Source organism: Streptomyces sp. NPDC001914 (genome assembly GCF_042891215.1).
Classification (GTDB): domain Bacteria; phylum Actinomycetota; class Actinomycetes; order Streptomycetales; family Streptomycetaceae; genus Streptomyces.
In genome coordinates this window covers 226,206-244,025 of sequence record NZ_JBIASW010000010.1, presented here as the reverse complement: position 1 = coordinate 244,025, position 17,820 = coordinate 226,206, and the positions used below count along the sequence as shown (strand labels likewise).

Genomic DNA, 17,820 nt, shown 5'->3' with positions numbered 1-17,820 from the left:
GAGTCGTAACCGACCGCCGACGGAAAGCCGCGTAGTGACCGCCACGGACCGCTCCATCGAGCTCATCAACACCGCCGCACAGGCGGCCGCAGACAAGCTCGCGCACGACATCATCGCCTACGACGTGAGCGATGTGCTCTCCATCACCGACGCCTTCCTGCTGGCGTCCGCGCCCAACGACCGTCAGGTCAAGTCGATCGTCGACGAGATCGAGGAGCGCCTGAACAAGGAGCTCGGCGCCAAGCCGGTGCGCCGCGAGGGCGACCGCGAGGCACGCTGGGTGCTCCTCGACTACGTCGACATCGTGGTGCACGTCCAGCACAGCGAGGAGCGCGTCTTCTACGCCCTGGAGCGGCTGTGGAAGGACTGCCCGGAGCTCGACCTGCCCGAGGAGGCCAAGGCGACCCGCGGCAAGGCCGCCGAGCACGCCCGCTTCCAGGCCGAGGAGGACTCCGCCGGCCTGGAGGAGCTGCGGTGACCGCCGAGGCCCGCGGGGCCGCGGGAGCGGCCGAGGCGAAGCCGGGCAGGGGCCGTCGCATCATCCTGTGGCGGCACGGCCAGACCTCCTGGAACGTGGACCGCCGCTTCCAGGGCTCCACGGACGTCGAGCTGACCGAGACGGGCATCGGGCAGGCCCGGCGCGCCGCCCGGCTGCTGGCCTCCCTGAAGCCCGACGCCGTGGTCGCCTCGGACCTCAAGCGCGCCGCGGCCACGGCCGCCGAGCTGGCCGCTCTCACCGGCCTCGACGTCACCCACGACGAGGGCCTGCGCGAGACCTACGCGGGCGTCTGGCAGGGGCTGACGCACGAGGAGATCATCGCCCGCCACGGCGAGCAGTACGCCGCGTGGAAGCGCGGTGAGCCGGTGCGGCGCGGCGGGGGCGAGCTGGAGACCGAGGTCGCCGACCGTGCGGCCCCCGTGGTGCTGCGCCACGCGGACAAGCTCCCGGACGACGGCACCCTCGTCGTCGTCAGCCACGGCGGCACGATCCGCACCACCATCGGCCGGCTGCTCGGGCTGGAGTCCCGGCACTGGGAGAGCCTCGGCGGTCTGTCCAACTGCTGCTGGTCCGTCGTCGGTGAGGGCGTGCGCGGCTGGCGGCTCCTGGAGCACAACGCCGGCACGCTGCCGGAGCCGGTCCTCGGCGACGACGACTGAGGTGCGCCGGGCGGCTCTCCGTCCGGCGCGGGGGCCCGGAGGGACCGGATTTCACTTTCCGGCTGGTCGCAGGCTAAAGTTCTTCTTGTTCGGCCCGCAGGGCGGGAAGAACGCAAGGGGCTATAGCTCAGTTGGTAGAGCGCCTGCATGGCATGCAGGAGGTCAGGAGTTCAATTCTCCTTAGCTCCACAGACCGACTCTTCCGAGTTGTCGGACAGAGTGAAGAAAGATCCCGTTCCCGCGAGGGGGCGGGATTTTTCGTTGTCCGCCCCGGAGTTGAGTCCGTTTCCCCGAAGAACATGCCGAAGCGGGCGCAGTTGGGCGGATCGATACCGAAAGCCGCGTCGCGGACCCGCCGGACGCCTCGCCCCGGCGAGAGCCCCGGCGCCGTCCGGGCCGCGCGGCCTGCGCCGGCCCATGAAGCGCCGTGGTCTTGGGCACACTCATCTCGAACCCGCTTGAGTCACTTGGGGTCCCCGGGGCGTATACCTTTGCGGACGCGCTCCTGGCGTGCTCGTATGCGCCGGTCGCCAGAGCCGCGCAGGGGGGCTCGTGTCCGGACTGGTACGAAGGCGTCGCTGACCGTATTGCTCCGGCCGTGGCAGAATCAAACGGCCGGAAGGGGGCGCGGCCCGACGGGAGGGAGTAGCGATGCCTGCCAGCATCCTCGAGGAGGTCCACGATCTCCTCGAAGTGGCACCCAACAGCATGAAAGCCAACCTCCTTGACTGCCCTTCCTGCGGATCGGTCCACGTTGCCCAGGTTCTCGGTGACAACGGCGGAGTCTCTTACGTGTGCACGGCCTGCGGCCACAGCTGGAGCTGACTGATGGGTGCGCACAGGCGGAAATGCGATTGGTGCGGCAGTGGTACGCCGATCGTCCGCGACATGGAGCCGGTCAACCACGACTACCAGTACTGGTGCGAGGAATGCGCGCGGGCGCTGATCATAAAAGGCGACCCGATCGAGACGTACCGCGAGCTGGAGGGCGAGCCGATCTACGCACGGCTCCTCGACGAGCTCTGCACCCTCAAGCGCTTCTATTCCTTCGCCACGGCCTGACCCCCCGCCGCGCACCCTTTCCCGTGCCCCGGAGGTCCGCTGGGCCGTCACGAGGCCCGTGAGGCCCCCCAGGGGCCGCGTCCGGCCGCGTCGGGGCGTCCCCCGGGCCGTCTCCCGGGGCGTGCTGGTCGGGCGAGCGTCTCCCGGCGGTCGCCCGCCGGCGGCTCCAGCTCGTAAAAATGCGACATCAGGCCCGAATCGGTACACACGGGAAACGATTTGGTGGTTCACCAGGGGAACCGTGTAATGTTGGCGTCGCCGCCGGGGAAACCGGGCGACACGGTGAAAACGCGGTCCAGCCGCGTGGCCACAAGGGGCTATAGCTCAGTTGGTAGAGCGCCTGCATGGCATGCAGGAGGTCAGGAGTTCAATTCTCCTTAGCTCCACAGACGTTGAAAGCGGGCCACCCGATCAGGGTGGTCCGCTTCTTCGTTCTCCCGGTCCTCACGCGGAACATGCCGAAGGCGGGCCACCGGTTCCTGGTGGCCCGCTCCTTCGTGTCAGCGGCCGCTGCCGAGCGCGCGGCGCCCACGCCCCTGGGAGAGGACCGGCAGGTTGCGCGCCGGCGCCGAGCCCCTGGTGTCCTCCTCGATCCGCAGGGCGAGCGCCGGACAGCGCCGCACCGCACGCAGGGCCTTCGCCTCGGCGAAGGCCGGCACCGGAGCCTGAGCGACGGTGGGGAAGCCGTCGGCGCCCAGTTCGAAGACCTCGGGCAGGAGATCGGCGCACAGGCCGTGCCCGCGGCACAGCGTCCAGTCGACGAAGATCTTCTGGCGGCTGGGACCCGCCTCCTGCGCACCCGGGCCGCTCAGGATGCCCATGGGCGCCTGGCCGCCCTCGAAGAGCGGCAGAACGCCCTCCACGGGCCTTCCGCAGCCGTTTCCGAGGACATGCGCGGCCAGGTCGTCCGTGAACGCCTTCAGGGTCGACTCGATGAACATCGCCGAGCCGTCCGGGTGCGAGCAGGCACCGCGCCGCTTCACGGACTTGGCGACCTGCTTCACGGCCTCCAGCGCCGCCGGGCCGCCGCCGTTGAGGATGTCGGCCAGGCCGCGCGCCGCGGCGGGCAGGCCGAGGTAACAGGGGCCGCACTGGCCCGCGCTCTCGTCGGCCAGCCACTGCGCCACGCGCAGCGACTCGCCGAGGGGGCAGGTCTCCTGGGTGATGGGGAGGATCGCGCCGGCACCGAGCGCGCCGCCCACCGCGGCCAGCGAGTCCCGCGAGACGATCGCCTCGTTGACCGTCGCCGCGTCCAGCCACTTGCCGTGGTAGCCGCCGGTCAGCACGCCCTGGGGCATGGCCGGGGCGCCGGCGAGCTGGAGCACGTAGCGCAGGGGGACGCCGGTGGGGACCTCGATCACCATGGGGCGCGCGACCGCGCCCGAGACGGTCAGCATGACGGTGCCGGGCTCGTCGTACAGGCCCGTGTTGCGGTAGCGGTCGGGTCCGATGCGGGCGGCGATGGCCAGCTGCGCGAAGGTCTCGGCGTTCGACAGCAGGGTGGGCGCGCCCCCGACGCCCGCCTGGGAGGCGCTGACCTTGCGGCCGGGCGGGATGGGCGGGCCGCCGTCGATCGAGCGGATCAGCGACGCCGCCGCGCCGGTCACCATGCGGACCGGGTTGCGCTGCACGCGCGCGCGAAGGGGCGATCCCCTGCGGTTGCTCAGCCCCCGCTCGTCCAGAGCCGCCTCCATGGAGCGCTGGGTGGACTCGCGGGTCACGCCGATCACGAGCTGGCGGGCGCCCATGGCCTCCGCGACCAGGAGAGCGCCGTCCAGGATGAGGTGCGGGGCACGGTTGATGAGCACCGTGTCCTTGCGGCAGGCCGGTTCGTCCTCGCTTCCGTTGACGACCACCACCGGGCGGATGCCCTTCTTGATGGCCGATTCGGCGACCGAGCGCAGTTTCTTGCCGAACGGGAAGCCCGCCCCGCCGCGCCCCTTCAGATTGATGTCCTCGGCGAGGCTGGCGAGCTCTTCCCCGCCCAGAGGTTCGAGCGGGCCGTGCACCTTGAGGTGCATGGCCAGATCAAGACGTTCAACCAGGTCGAAACCCGACGTGAGCTGCGGAAGTCCGACCACGCGGACTTCCGGGACGTCGGGCAGGGCCTCGTTCACTTAAAGCCTCCGGAAGGGGCATTCCATGATTCACCGGAGCCAGGAGCGTCGAAGGCGCCCGGCAGTACGTCAGTCGTGGGACCGCTGTCGTACGTGTCGTTGGTGTTGTACGTGCGGTAGGACACGTTCGTCTCACCGGTGTTGTACACATCACTCGTGCCGTATCCGCCGGCGGACTGATTGCCGTAGACGGGGGTGGTGTATCCGGTGTCGTTGAGCGGGTCGTACGCCGATGCCGGGGCCTCGCCGACGGGGGCCGACTGGGGGACGGGCCAGGCGCTCTGCGCACCGCCGTTGCCGACGCGGGGAAACGTCTCTGTGGGCTGCGCGTTCGCGGGCATCTGGAACTGCTGGGTCCCGGGTGCCGCCGCGTCGCCGGGTGCCGCAGCGGTCCGGTACGCCGCCGCGAAGCCGGCCGTGTCCGCTGCTCCCTGCGCGCCGCCGAACAGCGTGGACGAGGACTCCCTGCGCTCCCTGCGGGGGGACGGGACGCCGTCGTCGCCCGCGGAACGCCGGTCGGAGCGGCCTCCAGGACCCTGCTGCGACTCCATCGCGGCGGCGCGGGACGCCTCCAGGTCCTCGCGGAACCCGCGGGGGTTGCCGCCGCCGATGAGCGCCAGGACCTGTGCCGCGACCTTGTGCTTGAAGGCGGGCGGCGAGGTCCGCAGGGCCAGGGCGCCCATGACCGCGAGCAGGCACAGGCTGTAGAGGATCGTGAAGATCGGCTTCGCCGCGCGACCCGCGTAGAGGCCGTGCACGAGCGCGGCGCACCAGGCCGGGTAGGCCAGCATGTGCATCGCGCGCCAGCGGGCCGCGACCGGTGCCGGCGAGGCGAAGGCACTGCGCAGGGCGCCGGTGACGGCCGTGAAGATCATGAGCAGGCCGGCCAGGGAGCCGAGGCCGATGAGTCCGCCGATGCCCGTGACGCCGAGGCTGAAGGGGACCAGGGCGGAGAGCAGGCTCGTGTGGTCGAGCGCGATCTTCACCGTGATGTGCAGCAGCAGGAAGGCGACCGAGGAGACGGCGGTCGTCCGGTGCACGGCCTGGGCCACCAGCCGCTGGCGGGTGTTCAGGAAGATCCGGTCGGTCGCGACCAGTCCCCAGATCACCGAGCAGGACAGGGAGACCAGCGACAGGACGCCGGCGCCGAAGTTCAGGAAGTCCTGGACTGCGTTTCCTCCCACCACCACGATCACGGGTATGACGACCAGGACGACAGCCGTGGCCGCCCCGTAGGCCGAACGGCCCACCCGGGGAAGCGAGCTGTTGTTACGACGAGGGTTCATGAGGGGTACTCCCTACGGTTCGGGGAAGCGGTCCCGAAGGCGCACTCTAGGTCGAGAAATGGCGCCGAGCTCCACGTTTGAGTTATTGCGTTGTTACCAAAGGGCAATCAGGTCTTTGTGTTGTCCGCAAGCGTCCGTTAAGCGAAGTAAAATTTGAACATCGGTCAACATTTCTTTGCCGTCCGCACCGGCGGCGCGGCGCGCCCGCGGCCCCGGAAGCCCGTCGCGGCCCGCGCGGGCGCTGCGGTACCCTGACGCCATGCGTGCCGTACGCCTTCTGCTTAGCGAGCCGCGCTGATCAGCCCCGACCGCTGACACATCGTGGTCGGCATCAGCGCGGCGTCCCCTCCTGTGCGAGGGGTTTTTTCATTTCTTGAGTGTCACAGCCGCTGGCAGAGACGATCGATGGAGCTTTGAGGACATGAGCGAGACGAACACCGCTGCCGCCACCGCCGAGTCGGCCGCGCCGCACCGCTACACGGCCGCGCTGGCCGCCGACATCGAGGCACGCTGGCAGGACTTCTGGGACGCCGAGGGTACGTACGAGGCCCCGAACCCCACCGGCGACCTGGCCGGGGACCCCGAGCTGGCCGCCCGGCCCAAGAAGTTCATCATGGACATGTTCCCGTACCCCTCGGGTGCGGGTCTGCACGTCGGCCACCCCCTGGGCTACATCGCCACCGATGTGTACGCCCGGTTCCAGCGGATGACCGGCCACAACGTCCTGCACACCCTGGGCTTCGACGCCTTCGGCCTGCCCGCCGAGCAGTACGCCGTGCAGACCGGCACGCACCCGCGCGTGTCGACCGAGGCCAACATGGAGAACATGAAGGTCCAGCTGCGCGCGCTGGGCCTGGGCCACGACAAGCGCCGGTCGTTCGCCACGATCGACCCGGAGTACTACAAGTGGACCCAGTGGATCTTCCTGCAGATCTTCAACTCCTGGTACGACGACGAGGCCGCCAAGGCCCGCCCGATCTCCGCGCTGATCGCCCAGTTCGAGAGCGGTGAGCGCGGCGTCCCCGCCGTCGACGGCATCCCGCGCGCGTGGAACGAACTGGGCGCCGGCGAGCGCGCCGAGGTCCTGAGCGGCTACCGCCTGGCGTACGCCTCCGACGCGCCGGTCAACTGGTGCCCCGGCCTGGGCACCGTCCTGGCCAACGAGGAGGTCACCGCCGACGGCCGCAGCGAGCGCGGCAACTTCCCCGTCTTCAAGGCCAAGCTGCGCCAGTGGAACATGCGCATCACCGCCTACGCGGACCGCCTGCTGGACGACCTGGACGCGCTGGACTGGCCCGAGGCCATCAAGCTGCAGCAGCGCAACTGGATCGGCCGCTCCGAGGGCGCCCGCGTCGACTTCCCGATCGACGGCGAAGCGATCACGGTCTTCACCACGCGCCAGGACACCCTGTTCGGCGCCACCTACATGGTGCTGGCCCCGGAACACCCGCTGGTCGAGAAGTTCACCCCGGCCGTCTGGCCCGAGGGCACCCACGACGTGTGGACCGGCGGTCACGCGACGCCCGCCGAGGCCGTCGCCGCCTACCGCGCGCAGGCCGCCTCGAAGTCCGACGTCGAGCGCCAGGCCGAGGCCAAGGACAAGACCGGTGTCTTCACCGGCGCGTTCGCCACCAACCCGGTCAACGGCGAGAAGGTCCCGGTCTTCATCGCCGACTACGTGCTGATGGGCTACGGCACCGGCGCGATCATGGCCGTCCCGGCGCACGACACCCGCGACTTCGCGTTCGCGCGCGCCTTCGAGCTGCCCATGCGCTGTGTCGTCGAGCCCTCGGACGACCGCGGCACCGACGCCTCCACCTGGGACGACGCCTTCGCCTCGTACGACGCGAAGATCGTCAACTCCGCCGGTGACGACGTCTCCCTGGACGGCCTGGGCGTCGTCGACGCCAAGGCGCGCATCACGGAGTGGCTGGAGCGCCGGGGCATCGGCGAGGGAACCGTCAACTTCCGTCTGCGCGACTGGCTGTTCAGCCGCCAGCGCTACTGGGGCGAGCCCTTCCCGATCGTCTACGACGAGGACGGCGTCGCCCACTCGCTGCCCGAGTCGATGCTGCCCCTGGAGCTGCCGGAGGTCGAGGACTACTCGCCGCGCACCTTCGACCCGGACGACGCGAACACGTCCCCCGAGACCCCGCTGTCCCGCAACGAGGACTGGGTGAACGTCACCCTGGACCTGGAGGACGGCCGCGGCCCGCGCAAGTACCGCCGCGAGACCAACACCATGCCCAACTGGGCCGGTTCCTGCTGGTACGAGCTGCGCTACCTGGACCCGCACAACGATCAGAAGCTGGTCGACCCGGCGATCGAGCAGTACTGGATGGGGCCCCGCGAGGGGCAGCCCACCGGCGGTGTCGACCTGTACGTGGGCGGCGCCGAGCACGCCGTGCTGCACCTGCTGTACGCCCGCTTCTGGTCGAAGGTCCTGTTCGACCTGGGCCACGTCTCGTCGGCCGAGCCGTTCCACAAGCTGTTCAACCAGGGCATGATCCAGGCCTACGTGTACCGCGACAGCCGCGGCATCGCGGTCCCGGCCGCCGAGGTGGAGGAGCGCGACGGCGCCTACTACTACCAGGGCGAGAAGGTCTCCCGGCTGCTGGGCAAGATGGGCAAGTCCCTGAAGAACGCGGTCACCCCGGACGAGATCTGCGCCGAGTACGGAGCGGACACCCTGCGCCTGTACGAGATGGCGATGGGTCCCCTGGACGTGTCCCGCCCGTGGGACACCCGCGCGGTGGTGGGCCAGTACCGCCTGCTGCAGAGGCTGTGGCGCAACGTCGTCGACGAGGCGACCGGTGACGTCACGGTCGTCGGCTCCGAGCCGGACGAGGACACGCTGCGTGCCCTGCACAAGGCGATCGACGGTGTGCGCCAGGACCTGGAGGGCATGCGGTTCAACACCGCCATCGCCAAGGTCACCGAGCTGAACAACCACCTGACCAAGACGGGCGGCCCGATCGCGCGTCCGGTCGCCGAGGCCCTGGTGCTGATGGTCGCGCCGCTGGCGCCGCACATCGCCGAGGAACTGTGGCGCAAGCTGGGCCACGCCGACTCGGTCGTCCACCAGGACTTCCCCGTCGCCGACCCCGCGTACGTCGTCGACGAGGCCGTGACCTGCGTCGTGCAGATCAAGGGCAAGGTCAAGGCGCGCCTGGAGGTCTCCCCGTCGATCACCGACGCGGAGCTGGAGAAGGTGGCGCTGGCGGACGAGAAGGTCGTCGCGGCGCTGGACGGCGCGGGGATCCGCAAGGTGATCGTGCGCGCGCCGAAGCTGGTCAACATCGTCACCGCGTAGTCGCGCAGGTCCGGGCCGCGTGACGGCTCGGGGTAGTCCCCTACGGGCAGGTTCGGGGTTCTTCCGGAACTCCGAACCTGCCCGCAGCGTTTACCGTTGAGAGCGCGGCGAAAGCTGCCGCGGCCGGCCGGAGGAGGAGTGTGATGGGCACCGTGATCACCGTAATCGCCTTGCTCTTCCTGCTGATCGTGGTGTTCGGCGCGTATGCGACGGTGAAGGTGGTCGGCGCCGCCAAGCGCGGTGTGGACCGCACCATCTCGCAGGCCCGCCGCACGGTCGAGGACACCACCCTGCGGGCGAAGACCTTCGCCCAGCCCGGCCCCCAGGGCGAGCTCGCCCAGCTCAGACTGTCGCTGCGCACCTCGATGCGCGCCACCCAGGACGCGCTGCAGGCGGGCGCCGCGGAGGACGAGTCCCTCAAGGAGTCCCTGAGCCTCTTCGAGCGGCTCAGCACCCACGGGCACGAGCTGGACGCCGAACTGAAGCGTCTGGAGACCGAGCCCGACCGGAACACGCTCGCCACCCGGCTCCCGGGCCTGCGCGAGCGCACCCAGAGGATCACGCGGTCGGCGGACTCGCTGCGCTGGGCGGCCCGCGACCGGGCCCACCGCTTCGCCGGCGACGACCTGGACACCCTGAGCGCCCAGATCGACATGGAGGCCGGAGCGCTGCGTCACTGGAGCAAGGGGCCGGGTCCGCCCAGGTCCTGGCCCGACGAACCGTCGGCGGACGCGGAGACCTCCGAGGGACGGAGCACGCCCGGGAACCGGCAGGCCGGTCCCGAGGACCGGGCCGGCCGTTCGGCCATCAATCCGCCCGGCCAACGGCCCACCTACCCTTGGCAGAAGAAGCCCCGTCCCGAGAGCACGACATGATCCGGCCGTTCCGACCGCAGGTGGAAGGGGCCGGGCTGCCGCGCACCGGCCCAGCCAGGTAACCTCCAGGTCATGTCCCGCCATGTCGCGATCGTCACCGATTCAACGGCCTACCTGCCGCCGCGGACGATGGAGCGCCACGGCATCACATCGGTCCCCCTCACCGTGGTCCTCGGGGACCAGGCGCTCGAAGAGGGCACCGAGATCTCGGCCCGCTCCCTGGCCCAGGCGCTCCAGAAGCGCCGTCCCGTCACGACGTCCCGGCCCAGCCCGGAGACCTTCGCCGCGACCTACCGCGAAGTCGCCGAGTCCGGTGCCACCGGCATCGTCTCGCTGCACCTGTCCTCCGAGTTCTCGGGCACCTACGACGCCGCGGTGCTCGCGGCGCGCGAAGCCCCCGTGCCGGTGCGTGTCGTCGACACCGGGATGGTCGCCATGGCCCTCGGGTTCTGCGCGCTGGCCGCCGCCGAGTCCGCCGAGGCGGGCGGAACCGTGGACGACGCCGTCACGGCCGCCGAGAAGCGGGCCGCGGGCATGTCCGCCCACTTCTACGTCGACACCCTCGACTACCTCCGGCGGGGCGGCAGGATCGGTGCCGCGCAGGCCCTGCTGGGTTCCGCGCTCGCCGTGAAGCCGCTGCTCCAGCTCCACGACGGCCGCATCGAACTCCTCGAGAAGGTCCGGACGTCGTCCAAGGCGATCGCTCGCCTGGAGGAGATCGTCGTGGACCGGGCGGGCAGCGCCCAGGTCGACATCGCCGTTCACCATCTGGCGGCCCCCGAGCGGGCGTCGGCCCTCGCGGACCGCCTGCGGGCGCGGGTGCCAGGGCTCGCCGAGCTGCACGTGAGCGAGGTGGGCGCGGTGATCGGAGCCCACACCGGGCCCGGGTTGCTGGCGGCGGTCGTGTCGCCCCGCTGAGAGCGGTTCGGCACCCAGGTCACCGGCGTCGTTCATGTCACCGGCGTCACCGGCGCCACCCGCGTCACCGGTGGGCGTCGCTCGTGCGGGTGATGGAGTTATCCACAATTGGGCTGCGCTCCACCGGAATTGAGCATGATCATCGCGAGGTTGCCGCTCTGGCGCATCCTCGCCGCATGGCACTTCGATCGAGTTCACGCACCGCGACGTCGACCAGCGGCCCGGGTCGTGGCCCCCACTCCGACAGCCGCAGCCGGCACCGCCGTGGCGACCGGCGAACCCGGACCCGTCGCCACGAGGCTTCGGCCACGGCCCTCCGTCTGCGCGCCGACGCACTCTTCACCGAACACGCCCAGGAGCCAAGCGAGTCGGGGACCGGGCCGCCTCCGCGGACGGACCGGGGGAACGGGGACGCGGGCGGGCCGGCTGCCGATGAGCTGATCGCGAGCGCGGCGGCGTCGGGCGGGTCCTTCGCGATGGGGCCGGCGGTCGGTGAGCTGACCACGAGCGCGGCGGCGTCGGGCGGGCGGTCCGCGATCGGGTCGGCCGTGGGCGATCCGACCCGGCACGATCCGACCCGGCACGATCCGACCCGGCACGATCCGGCTTCGCATGATCCGGCTTCGCACCATGCGGCTTCGCGTGATCCGGCGGGGGAGGTGGGTGGATGGCGGGACCGGGCCGGGCTCGCGGTCCGGGAGCGGCTGCCGCTGTGGTTGCAGTCGCGGTGTGGTCTGGAACGCAGGAGCGTCGCCGCGCTGACCGTGCTGCTGGTCGTAGCCGCCGTCTTCGCCGTGCAGCACTTCTGGGCGGGCCGGACCCGGCCGGTCCGGGCCCCCGAGGTGCTGAGCGCCGCCGCGCCGTACGCGGGGAAGCACACGCCGGGCGACGGATCGGGCGACGGTCCGGGAGGGGAGTCCGGTTCCCCGGCCGGAGGGCCGAGCGCCGCTGCCGGGGGTGTGGTCGTCGTGGACGTGGGCGGAAAGGTGCGGGCCCCCGGACTCCAACGGTTGCCGGCCGGGTCCCGCGTCGAGGACGCCCTGCGTGCGGCCGGCGGTTTGAAGCCCGGCACGGACACCGACAGCCTCAACCGCGCCCGGTTCCTCGTGGACGGGGAACAGATCATGGTCGGTGCTTCCCCGCCTCCGTCGGGGGCCGGATCGGGGGCCGGATCGGGTGGCCCCGGCGCTTCCGGCTCGTTCGGCGTCCCGGGAGCCGTGGCGGGGGTGGTGCCGTCCGCACCGATTCCCCTCAACACGGCGACCGTCGACCAGTTCGACAGCCTGCCGGGGGTCGGACCCGTCCTGGCCCGGCACATCGTCGACTACCGCACGGCGCACGGCGGTTTCCGCTCGGTCGGCGAGCTCCGCGAAGTGAAGGGGATCGGCGACCGTCGCTTCGCCGACCTCCGGGACCTGGTGCGGCCATGAACGGTTCCGGTCCCGGGAGGAGTGGCCGACGGGCGGGCCCGGTACGGATGCCGGAGCCCGGGGAGTCGCAGGAGTCCCTGAAACGTCCCGAGGGTTTCCCGGGTGTCCCTGGCCGGAGGCCCGTGCACGCGGCCTCGGGAAGACGGCTGGGGGCCTCGCACCCCAGGACGGAGGGACCGACCGATCTACGGCTGGTGGCTCCCGCCGCGGCGGCCTGGCTCACGGCGGCCGTGAGCGTCGGAGCATCGCCGGGCTGGGTCACGGTTGTCGTGGCGGCGTCCCTGGTCACAGCGGGCGCACTGCTGACGATGGGGTGGTGGCGGGACAACAGGGCTGGAGAAGGAGAGGTGGGCGCAGGGCGAGGAGGGCCGGGTGTCGGGCGGGGCGATGTGGATGGCGTCCGGCCGGCAGATGCGGGTGGCGCCGGGCAGCGAGACGCGGGTGGGGTACGGAGACGCGCGGGCGTCCGGTGGGGAGCCGTGGAGGGCGTTCGGCAGGGTCTCGCGGGCGCTGCGCGGGGACGCGTCGGCGTGGGCCGGGGGCGAGGGGCGGTGTGGTCCGGGTTGTGGGGGTCCGTCGCCGCCGTGCTCCTCTGTGTCGGTGCCGCCGCGGCCTCCGCGGGCCTGCACGCGGCGGACCTGCGGCGCGGACCCGTGCCCGCGCTCGCGGAGGACTTCGCCGAGGTGACCGCGGAGGTGGAGATCACCTCCGATCCCCGTCTGACCCGCCCCCGGATCAGGGGAGACCACATCGCCCCGACAGCCCTGCTGTTCGACGCCGACGTCACGCGGGTGACGCAGGCGGACGGCACGGTGCTGGCCACCCGGACGCCGGTGCTGGTTATCGTCGACGCCCGCCCCCGGAAGACCGACGCCGGCTCGTGGCGGAGTGCGCCCCGGGAGAGCGGCGGGCAAGGGCACCTGCGAACCGGCGTGCCCCAGGAGATGGGCGGGCGGCTGCGAACCGGTGAGCCCCGGGAGAGCGGCGGGCAAGGGCGTCTGCCAATCGGTGCTGCCCGGGAGGCCGGTGCGCGGTCGCCCTGGTTGTCGCTGCTGCCTTCGACCCGGCTGCGGGTGGCGGCGCGGGTCGTGCCCGCCCTCTCTGACGGGGAGGACATCGCGGCGGTGCTGCGGGTACGGGGGAGCGCGCCTCCGGAGGTGGTCGGAGGGCCGTCCGGTCCGCAGCGCTTCGCGGGTCGGCTGCGCGAAGGGCTGCGCGGGGCCACCGACGGGCTGGACGCGGACGCGCGGGCGCTGCTGCCGGGGCTGGTGGTCGGCGACACCTCACGTGTCACGCCGGAGCTGGACGAAGCCTTCAAGGCCACCGACCTCACGCATCTCCTCGCCGTCAGCGGGGGCAACCTCGTCATCGTCCTCGCGCTGTTCATCGGACCGCCCGGCCTCGCCCAGCGGGCGGAGCGCCGGGGCCTCGCCTCGCGCCTCGGGGTTCCGCTCCGGGCGACCGCGCTGCTCGGCGGAGCGCTCACGCTCGCCTTCGTCGTCGTGTGCCGGCCGGACCCGAGTGTGCTGCGGGCGGCTGCCTGCGGATCGGTCGCGCTGCTCGCCATCGCGACCGGGCGCCGCAGATCGCTGATCCCGGCACTGGCCGCCGCGGTCCTCGTCCTGGTGCTGTACGACCCCTGGCTCTCCCGCAGTCACGGGTTCCTGCTCTCCGTCCTCGCGACCGGAGCCCTGCTCACGCTCGCCCCGCGCTGGAGCGCAGCCCTGCGGCGGCGCCGGGTCCCCCCGCGCGTGGCCGAGGCGCTGGCCGCGGCCGCCGCCGCGCAGGCGCTGTGCGCGCCGGTGGTCGCCGTGCTGTCGGCCCGGGTGAGCCTGGTGGCGGTGCCGTGCAATCTCCTCGCGGAGTTCGCCGTCACGCCGGCCACGGTGCTGGGGTTCGCGACCCTGGCGACCGCGCCCTTGGCCATGCCCGTGGCCAAGGTGCTGGCGTGGTGGGCGAGTTGGCCCGCCGGGTGGATCGCGGGTATCGCGCGGACGGGGGCGGCCCAGCCCGGCGGGGGAGTGGACTGGCCGGACACGTGGGCGGGCGCCCTGCTGCTGGCTCTCGTCACGGCGGCCTGCGTGACGGCGGGCCGACGGCTGCTGAGGCATCCGTTGCCGAGCGGTGCCGTCGCGGTGCTGCTCCTGCTGTTCGTGGTGCAGCCGCCGCCGCTCACCCGGGTGATCACGGGGTGGCCGCCGCCCGGCTGGAGGTTCGCGGTGTGTGACGTGGGGCAGGGCGACGCGAGCGTGCTCGCGGTGGGCGACGGCAGCGCGGTCGTGGTGGACGCGGGGCCCGACCCGGTGCTGGCCGACCGCTGTCTGAGCACGCTCGGGGTCACCAGAATCCCGCTCGTCGTCCTGACGCACTTCCACGCGGACCATGTCGCGGGCCTGCCCGGCGTGCTCCGGGGGCGCTCGGTGGGCGCGATCGAGACGACCGGCTTCGAAGAGCCGCCGGATCAGGCCGAGTTCGTGCGGAGGGAGGCGCGCGCACGGCACATCCCGCTGACCCGGGCCGTGGCGGGGGAGCGGAGGGGCGTGGGACGCCTGGACTGGCGGGTGCTGTGGCCGCCGCCGGATCCGGTTCCGCCGCCGGACGGCCCGAACGACGCCAGCGTCACGCTGCTCGTGCGGTCCGCGGGGCTGCGGCTCCTGCTGCTCGGAGACCTGGAGCCGCCCGCCCAGCGGGCCCTGGCGAGATCGCGGGCCGCCGGGGGACTGGACGGTGTGGACGTGCTCAAGGTCGCCCATCACGGATCGGCGTATCAGGACCCGGAGCTCATACGCAGGGCGGCTCCGCGGCTCGCGCTCATCTCGGTCGGGGGCGACAACCCCTACGGCCACCCCGCCCCGAGCACGGTCGCGGCGCTGCGGGCCGGGGGCGCGGCGGTGCTGCGGACCGACGAGGACGGTGATCTCGCCGTCATCGGTGGGGGCGAAGGGCTGGGGGTGGCGCGACACTGAACGCATGAACTCCGCACAGGCCGACGCCTACCTTCGCCGCATCGGGGCCCAGCACCCTGCGTGGCCCACGTCCGATGTGCTCCGTGAGCTGCAGCTCTGTCATCTGCGGACCGTGCCGTTCGAGAACCTGTCGATCCACCTCGGCGAGGAGATCGTGCTGGAGGAGAAGAGGCTGCTGGACAAGGTGGTCGGTGCCCGCAGAGGGGGCTTCTGCTACGAACTGAACGGCGCGTTCGGGGCGTTGCTGGCGGTGCTGGGCTACGACGTGACGCTTCTCGCGGCGCGGGTGTACGGGGACGACGGGCAGCCGGGGATCCCCTACGACCATCTCGCGCTGCGGGTGCGGACGGTGGACGGGGGCGACTGGCTGACCGACGTCGGGTTCGGCGCGCACAGCCACTATCCGCTGTCGTTCACGGAGCGGGGCGAACAGCGGGACCCGGGCGGGATGTTCCGGGTCGTGGAGTCGGGGCCGGACGCGGCCGGGGTGCGCGGGGCGGGCGGTTCCAGGGAGTTCGAGGACCTGGACGTCCTTCTGGGCGACAAGCGGCAGTACCGGCTGGAGGTACGGCCGCGTGTCCTCGCGGACTTCCGTGTCGGTGCCTGGTGGCACGGCACCTCGCCGCTGTCGCACTTCACCCGGTCGCTCGTCTGCTCGCGGGTCACCGAGGACGGGGGCCGGATCACGCTCAGCGGCCGCAGGTTCACCGTGTCGGCGGCCGACGGGACGAAGGAGGTGTCGGAGCTGGCGAGCGACGAGGAAGTGCTGGCCACGTACCGGGAGCGCTTCGGGATCGAGCTGGACCGGGTGCCGGTGGTCAGGGAATTCGGGTAGCCGTCGCCGGGCGGCCCCGGCCGGGAAGCAGCGCAGATCACACGTGCCCGACCGGGATCCCGGCGTCGGCCCCGCCGGGCGTGCCGGAAGATGTCCGGGTGAGCGATGTGAGACATGTACTGGTGCTGCCCGACCGCGACGCGGCGGAGGAGGCGGCGGAGGCCGTCGGTGACCGGTTCGGGCTGGCGGAGGAGCCGCAGCTCGTGCGGGACGCACTCGCGGGCGAGGACGATGCCGAGGACGCGCAGTGGCTGGTGGTGCTGACGGACCCCGAGTCCCGGCTCGACCCGAAGGAACTGGACGAGTTCGCGGCCGAATGGGACGGCTGGCACGAGGAGCCCTAGCCGGGCCTGGTCGCGGCCGAGTGGGTCGGCTGGCACGGCGAGCCGTGGCCGGGCCTGGTCGCGGCCTCCCCCTTCCTCCCCCAACCTGCCTGTTCCTCCCTCCCCAGCCTGCTTTCCCCCTCGCCCTCACCCCGAGCCCGCTTCTCCTCCCCTGTCCGCTTGCGGCGTGGGTTGTCAGTGGCGCGTGGGATGCTTTCCGTGATGGCCAAGAAGACCGCACAAGACGACCCTCTCGCCCCCGTCACGCTGGCGGTCGGCCAGGAGGATCTCCTGCTCGACCGTGCCGTGCAGGAGGTGGTGGCCGCCGCCCGGGCCGCCGACGCCGACACGGACGTCCGGGACCTCACCCCGGACCAGTTGCAGCCGGGCACGCTCGCCGAGCTGACGAGCCCGTCGCTCTTCGCCGAGCGCAAGGTCGTGATCGTACGCAACGCCCAGGATCTGTCGGCCGACACGATCAAGGACGTCAAGGGGTATCTGGGGGCTCCCGCCGAGGAGATCACCCTGGTGCTCCTGCACGCGGGCGGGGCCAAGGGCAAGGGGCTGCTCGACGCCGCGCGCAAGGCGGGCGCGCGGGAGGTCGCCTGTCCCAAGATGACCAAGCCCGCGGACCGGCTGGCGTTCGTGCGGAGCGAGTTCCGGACGCTGGGCCGGGCGGCCACTCCGGAGGCCTGCCAGGCGCTGGTGGACTCCATCGGGAGCGATCTGCGGGAGCTGGCGTCCGCCGTGTCGCAGCTCACCGCGGACGTCGAGGGGACGATCGACGAGGCCGTCGTCGGGAGGTACTACACGGGGCGGGCCGAGGCGTCCAGCTTCACCGTGGCCGACCGGGCCGTGGAGGGGCGGGCCGCCGAGGCGCTGGAGGCGCTGCGGTGGTCGCTGTCGACCGGTGTGGCCCCCGTCCTGATCACCAGTGCGCTGGCACAGGGAGTGCGGGCGATCGGCAAGCTGTCCTCCGCGCGGGGCGGGCGGCCCGCCGATCTGGCCCGTGAGCTCGGGATGCCGCCGTGGAAGATCGACCGTGTGCGGCAGCAGATGCGGGGCTGGACGCCGGACGGGGTCGCCATGGCGCTCACGGCCGTCGCGGAGGCGGACGCGGGGGTCAAGGGCGGCGGGGACGATCCCGAGTACGCCCTGGAGAAGGCCGTCGTGGCCATCGCCCGCGCGGCCCGTTCAGGCCGGCGCTAGCACCCGGCCCCTCCACATCGGCAGGAGCAGCCGGCCCCTCCACATCGGCAGGAGCAGCCGGCCCCTCCACATCGGCAGGAGCAGCCGGCCCCTTCACGTCGGCAGGAGCGGCCGGCCCGCTCAGCCGCCGCCACCGCGACACACAGGCCGTCACAACACCGAAGGCCCCGCTCGTTCTCCCGGGGAAGGGAGGAGCGGGGCCTTCGGTTCAAGCCGGTGGATTCACGCCCGCGTGGCGAACGCAGATCGTGCGCGAATCCGGGGGTGTCGGTCGGGAGCGGAGAGAGAGGGCCCGCTCGGGTCCGGCCGACGGTCACGTCAAGCAAGT

At 72.1% G+C, this 17,820-nt stretch carries 13 protein-coding genes and 2 tRNA genes; 13 read left to right on the top strand and 2 right to left on the bottom strand.

Features of this window, described 5'->3' with window-relative positions; all coding sequences use genetic code 11:
• The first annotated feature begins 34 nt into the window (after positions 1–34).
• The 5 genes from rsfS to ACFYYF_RS27580 all read left to right on the top strand — a co-directional run bounded on the left by rsfS (position 35) and on the right by ACFYYF_RS27580 (position 2,606).
• The gene (rsfS, locus tag ACFYYF_RS27600; RefSeq protein ID WP_361686958.1) at positions 35–478 is read left to right on the top strand and encodes a ribosome silencing factor; all 444 of its coding nucleotides are present in this window, start codon (positions 35–37) and stop codon (positions 476–478) included.
• The gene (locus ACFYYF_RS27595; RefSeq protein WP_361686961.1) at positions 475–1,158 is read left to right on the top strand and encodes a histidine phosphatase family protein; all 684 of its coding nucleotides are present in this window, start codon (positions 475–477) and stop codon (positions 1,156–1,158) included. Before rsfS ends, ACFYYF_RS27595 begins: the two co-directional genes overlap by 4 nt.
• 116 nt (positions 1,159–1,274) lie before the next feature.
• Positions 1,275–1,347 (top strand) — tRNA-Ala (locus tag ACFYYF_RS27590).
• A 639-nt stretch (positions 1,348–1,986) separates the two neighbouring features.
• Positions 1,987–2,220 (top strand): hypothetical protein, encoded by a 234-nt coding sequence (locus ACFYYF_RS27585; RefSeq protein ID WP_361686964.1) that lies wholly within the window; start codon positions 1,987–1,989, stop codon positions 2,218–2,220.
• A gap of 313 nt (positions 2,221–2,533) precedes the next feature.
• Positions 2,534–2,606 (top strand) — tRNA-Ala (locus tag ACFYYF_RS27580).
• Between the two features lie 114 nt (positions 2,607–2,720).
• On the opposite strand, the gene ACFYYF_RS27575 is transcribed toward ACFYYF_RS27580, so the two are convergent.
• Entirely contained in the window at positions 2,721–4,337 is a 1,617-nt protein-coding gene (locus tag ACFYYF_RS27575) for an NADH-ubiquinone oxidoreductase-F iron-sulfur binding region domain-containing protein (RefSeq protein ID WP_388780234.1), read from the bottom strand.
• Positions 4,334–5,623, bottom strand: coding sequence for a cytochrome b/b6 domain-containing protein (locus tag ACFYYF_RS27570; protein WP_388780232.1), 1,290 nt, complete (start codon positions 5,621–5,623; stop codon positions 4,334–4,336). Before ACFYYF_RS27570 ends, ACFYYF_RS27575 begins: the two co-directional genes overlap by 4 nt.
• A 421-nt stretch (positions 5,624–6,044) precedes the next feature.
• On the opposite strand from ACFYYF_RS27570, the gene leuS reads away from it, so the two are divergent.
• The 8 genes from leuS to holA all read left to right on the top strand — a co-directional run bounded on the left by leuS (position 6,045) and on the right by holA (position 17,492).
• Positions 6,045–8,936, top strand: a complete 2,892-nt coding sequence (leuS, locus tag ACFYYF_RS27565; protein ID WP_388780230.1) for a leucine--tRNA ligase — start codon at positions 6,045–6,047, stop codon at positions 8,934–8,936.
• 143 nt (positions 8,937–9,079) lie between these two features.
• Positions 9,080–9,811, top strand: coding sequence for a hypothetical protein (locus tag ACFYYF_RS27560; RefSeq protein ID WP_388780228.1), 732 nt, complete (start codon positions 9,080–9,082; stop codon positions 9,809–9,811).
• Between the two features lie 72 nt (positions 9,812–9,883).
• Complete coding sequence (locus ACFYYF_RS27555) at positions 9,884–10,729, top strand: DegV family protein (RefSeq protein WP_361686979.1); 846 nt, start codon at positions 9,884–9,886, stop codon at positions 10,727–10,729.
• A gap of 659 nt (positions 10,730–11,388) precedes the next feature.
• Positions 11,389–12,159, top strand: a complete 771-nt coding sequence (locus ACFYYF_RS27550) for a ComEA family DNA-binding protein (protein WP_388780227.1) — start codon at positions 11,389–11,391, stop codon at positions 12,157–12,159.
• A gap of 122 nt (positions 12,160–12,281) precedes the next feature.
• Entirely contained in the window at positions 12,282–15,125 is a 2,844-nt protein-coding gene (locus ACFYYF_RS27545; RefSeq protein WP_388780225.1) for a ComEC/Rec2 family competence protein, read from the top strand.
• Between the two features lie 4 nt (positions 15,126–15,129).
• Complete coding sequence (locus ACFYYF_RS27540) at positions 15,130–15,960, top strand: arylamine N-acetyltransferase (protein WP_361686988.1); 831 nt, start codon at positions 15,130–15,132, stop codon at positions 15,958–15,960.
• A gap of 98 nt (positions 15,961–16,058) precedes the next feature.
• Positions 16,059–16,304: a hypothetical protein gene (locus ACFYYF_RS27535; RefSeq protein ID WP_361686991.1), complete on the top strand. Its 246-nt coding sequence runs from the start codon at positions 16,059–16,061 to the stop codon at positions 16,302–16,304.
• Between the two features lie 201 nt (positions 16,305–16,505).
• Entirely contained in the window at positions 16,506–17,492 is a 987-nt protein-coding gene (gene holA / locus ACFYYF_RS27530) for a DNA polymerase III subunit delta (RefSeq protein ID WP_388780222.1), read from the top strand.
• Positions 17,493–17,820: the final 328 nt, after the last annotated feature.

Coding starts and splice junctions, on each gene's coding strand:
- ACFYYF_RS27540 (WP_361686988.1), top strand. CDS start 15,130: ATGAACTCCGCACAGGCCGACGCCTACCTTCGCCGCATCGGGGCCCAG.
- holA (WP_388780222.1), top strand. CDS start 16,506: ATGGCCAAGAAGACCGCACAAGACGACCCTCTCGCCCCCGTCACGCTG.
- ACFYYF_RS27560 (WP_388780228.1), top strand. CDS start 9,080: ATGGGCACCGTGATCACCGTAATCGCCTTGCTCTTCCTGCTGATCGTG.
- leuS (WP_388780230.1), top strand. CDS start 6,045: ATGAGCGAGACGAACACCGCTGCCGCCACCGCCGAGTCGGCCGCGCCG.
- ACFYYF_RS27585 (WP_361686964.1), top strand. CDS start 1,987: ATGGGTGCGCACAGGCGGAAATGCGATTGGTGCGGCAGTGGTACGCCG.
- ACFYYF_RS27570 (WP_388780232.1), bottom strand. CDS start 5,623: ATGAACCCTCGTCGTAACAACAGCTCGCTTCCCCGGGTGGGCCGTTCG.
- ACFYYF_RS27555 (WP_361686979.1), top strand. CDS start 9,884: ATGTCCCGCCATGTCGCGATCGTCACCGATTCAACGGCCTACCTGCCG.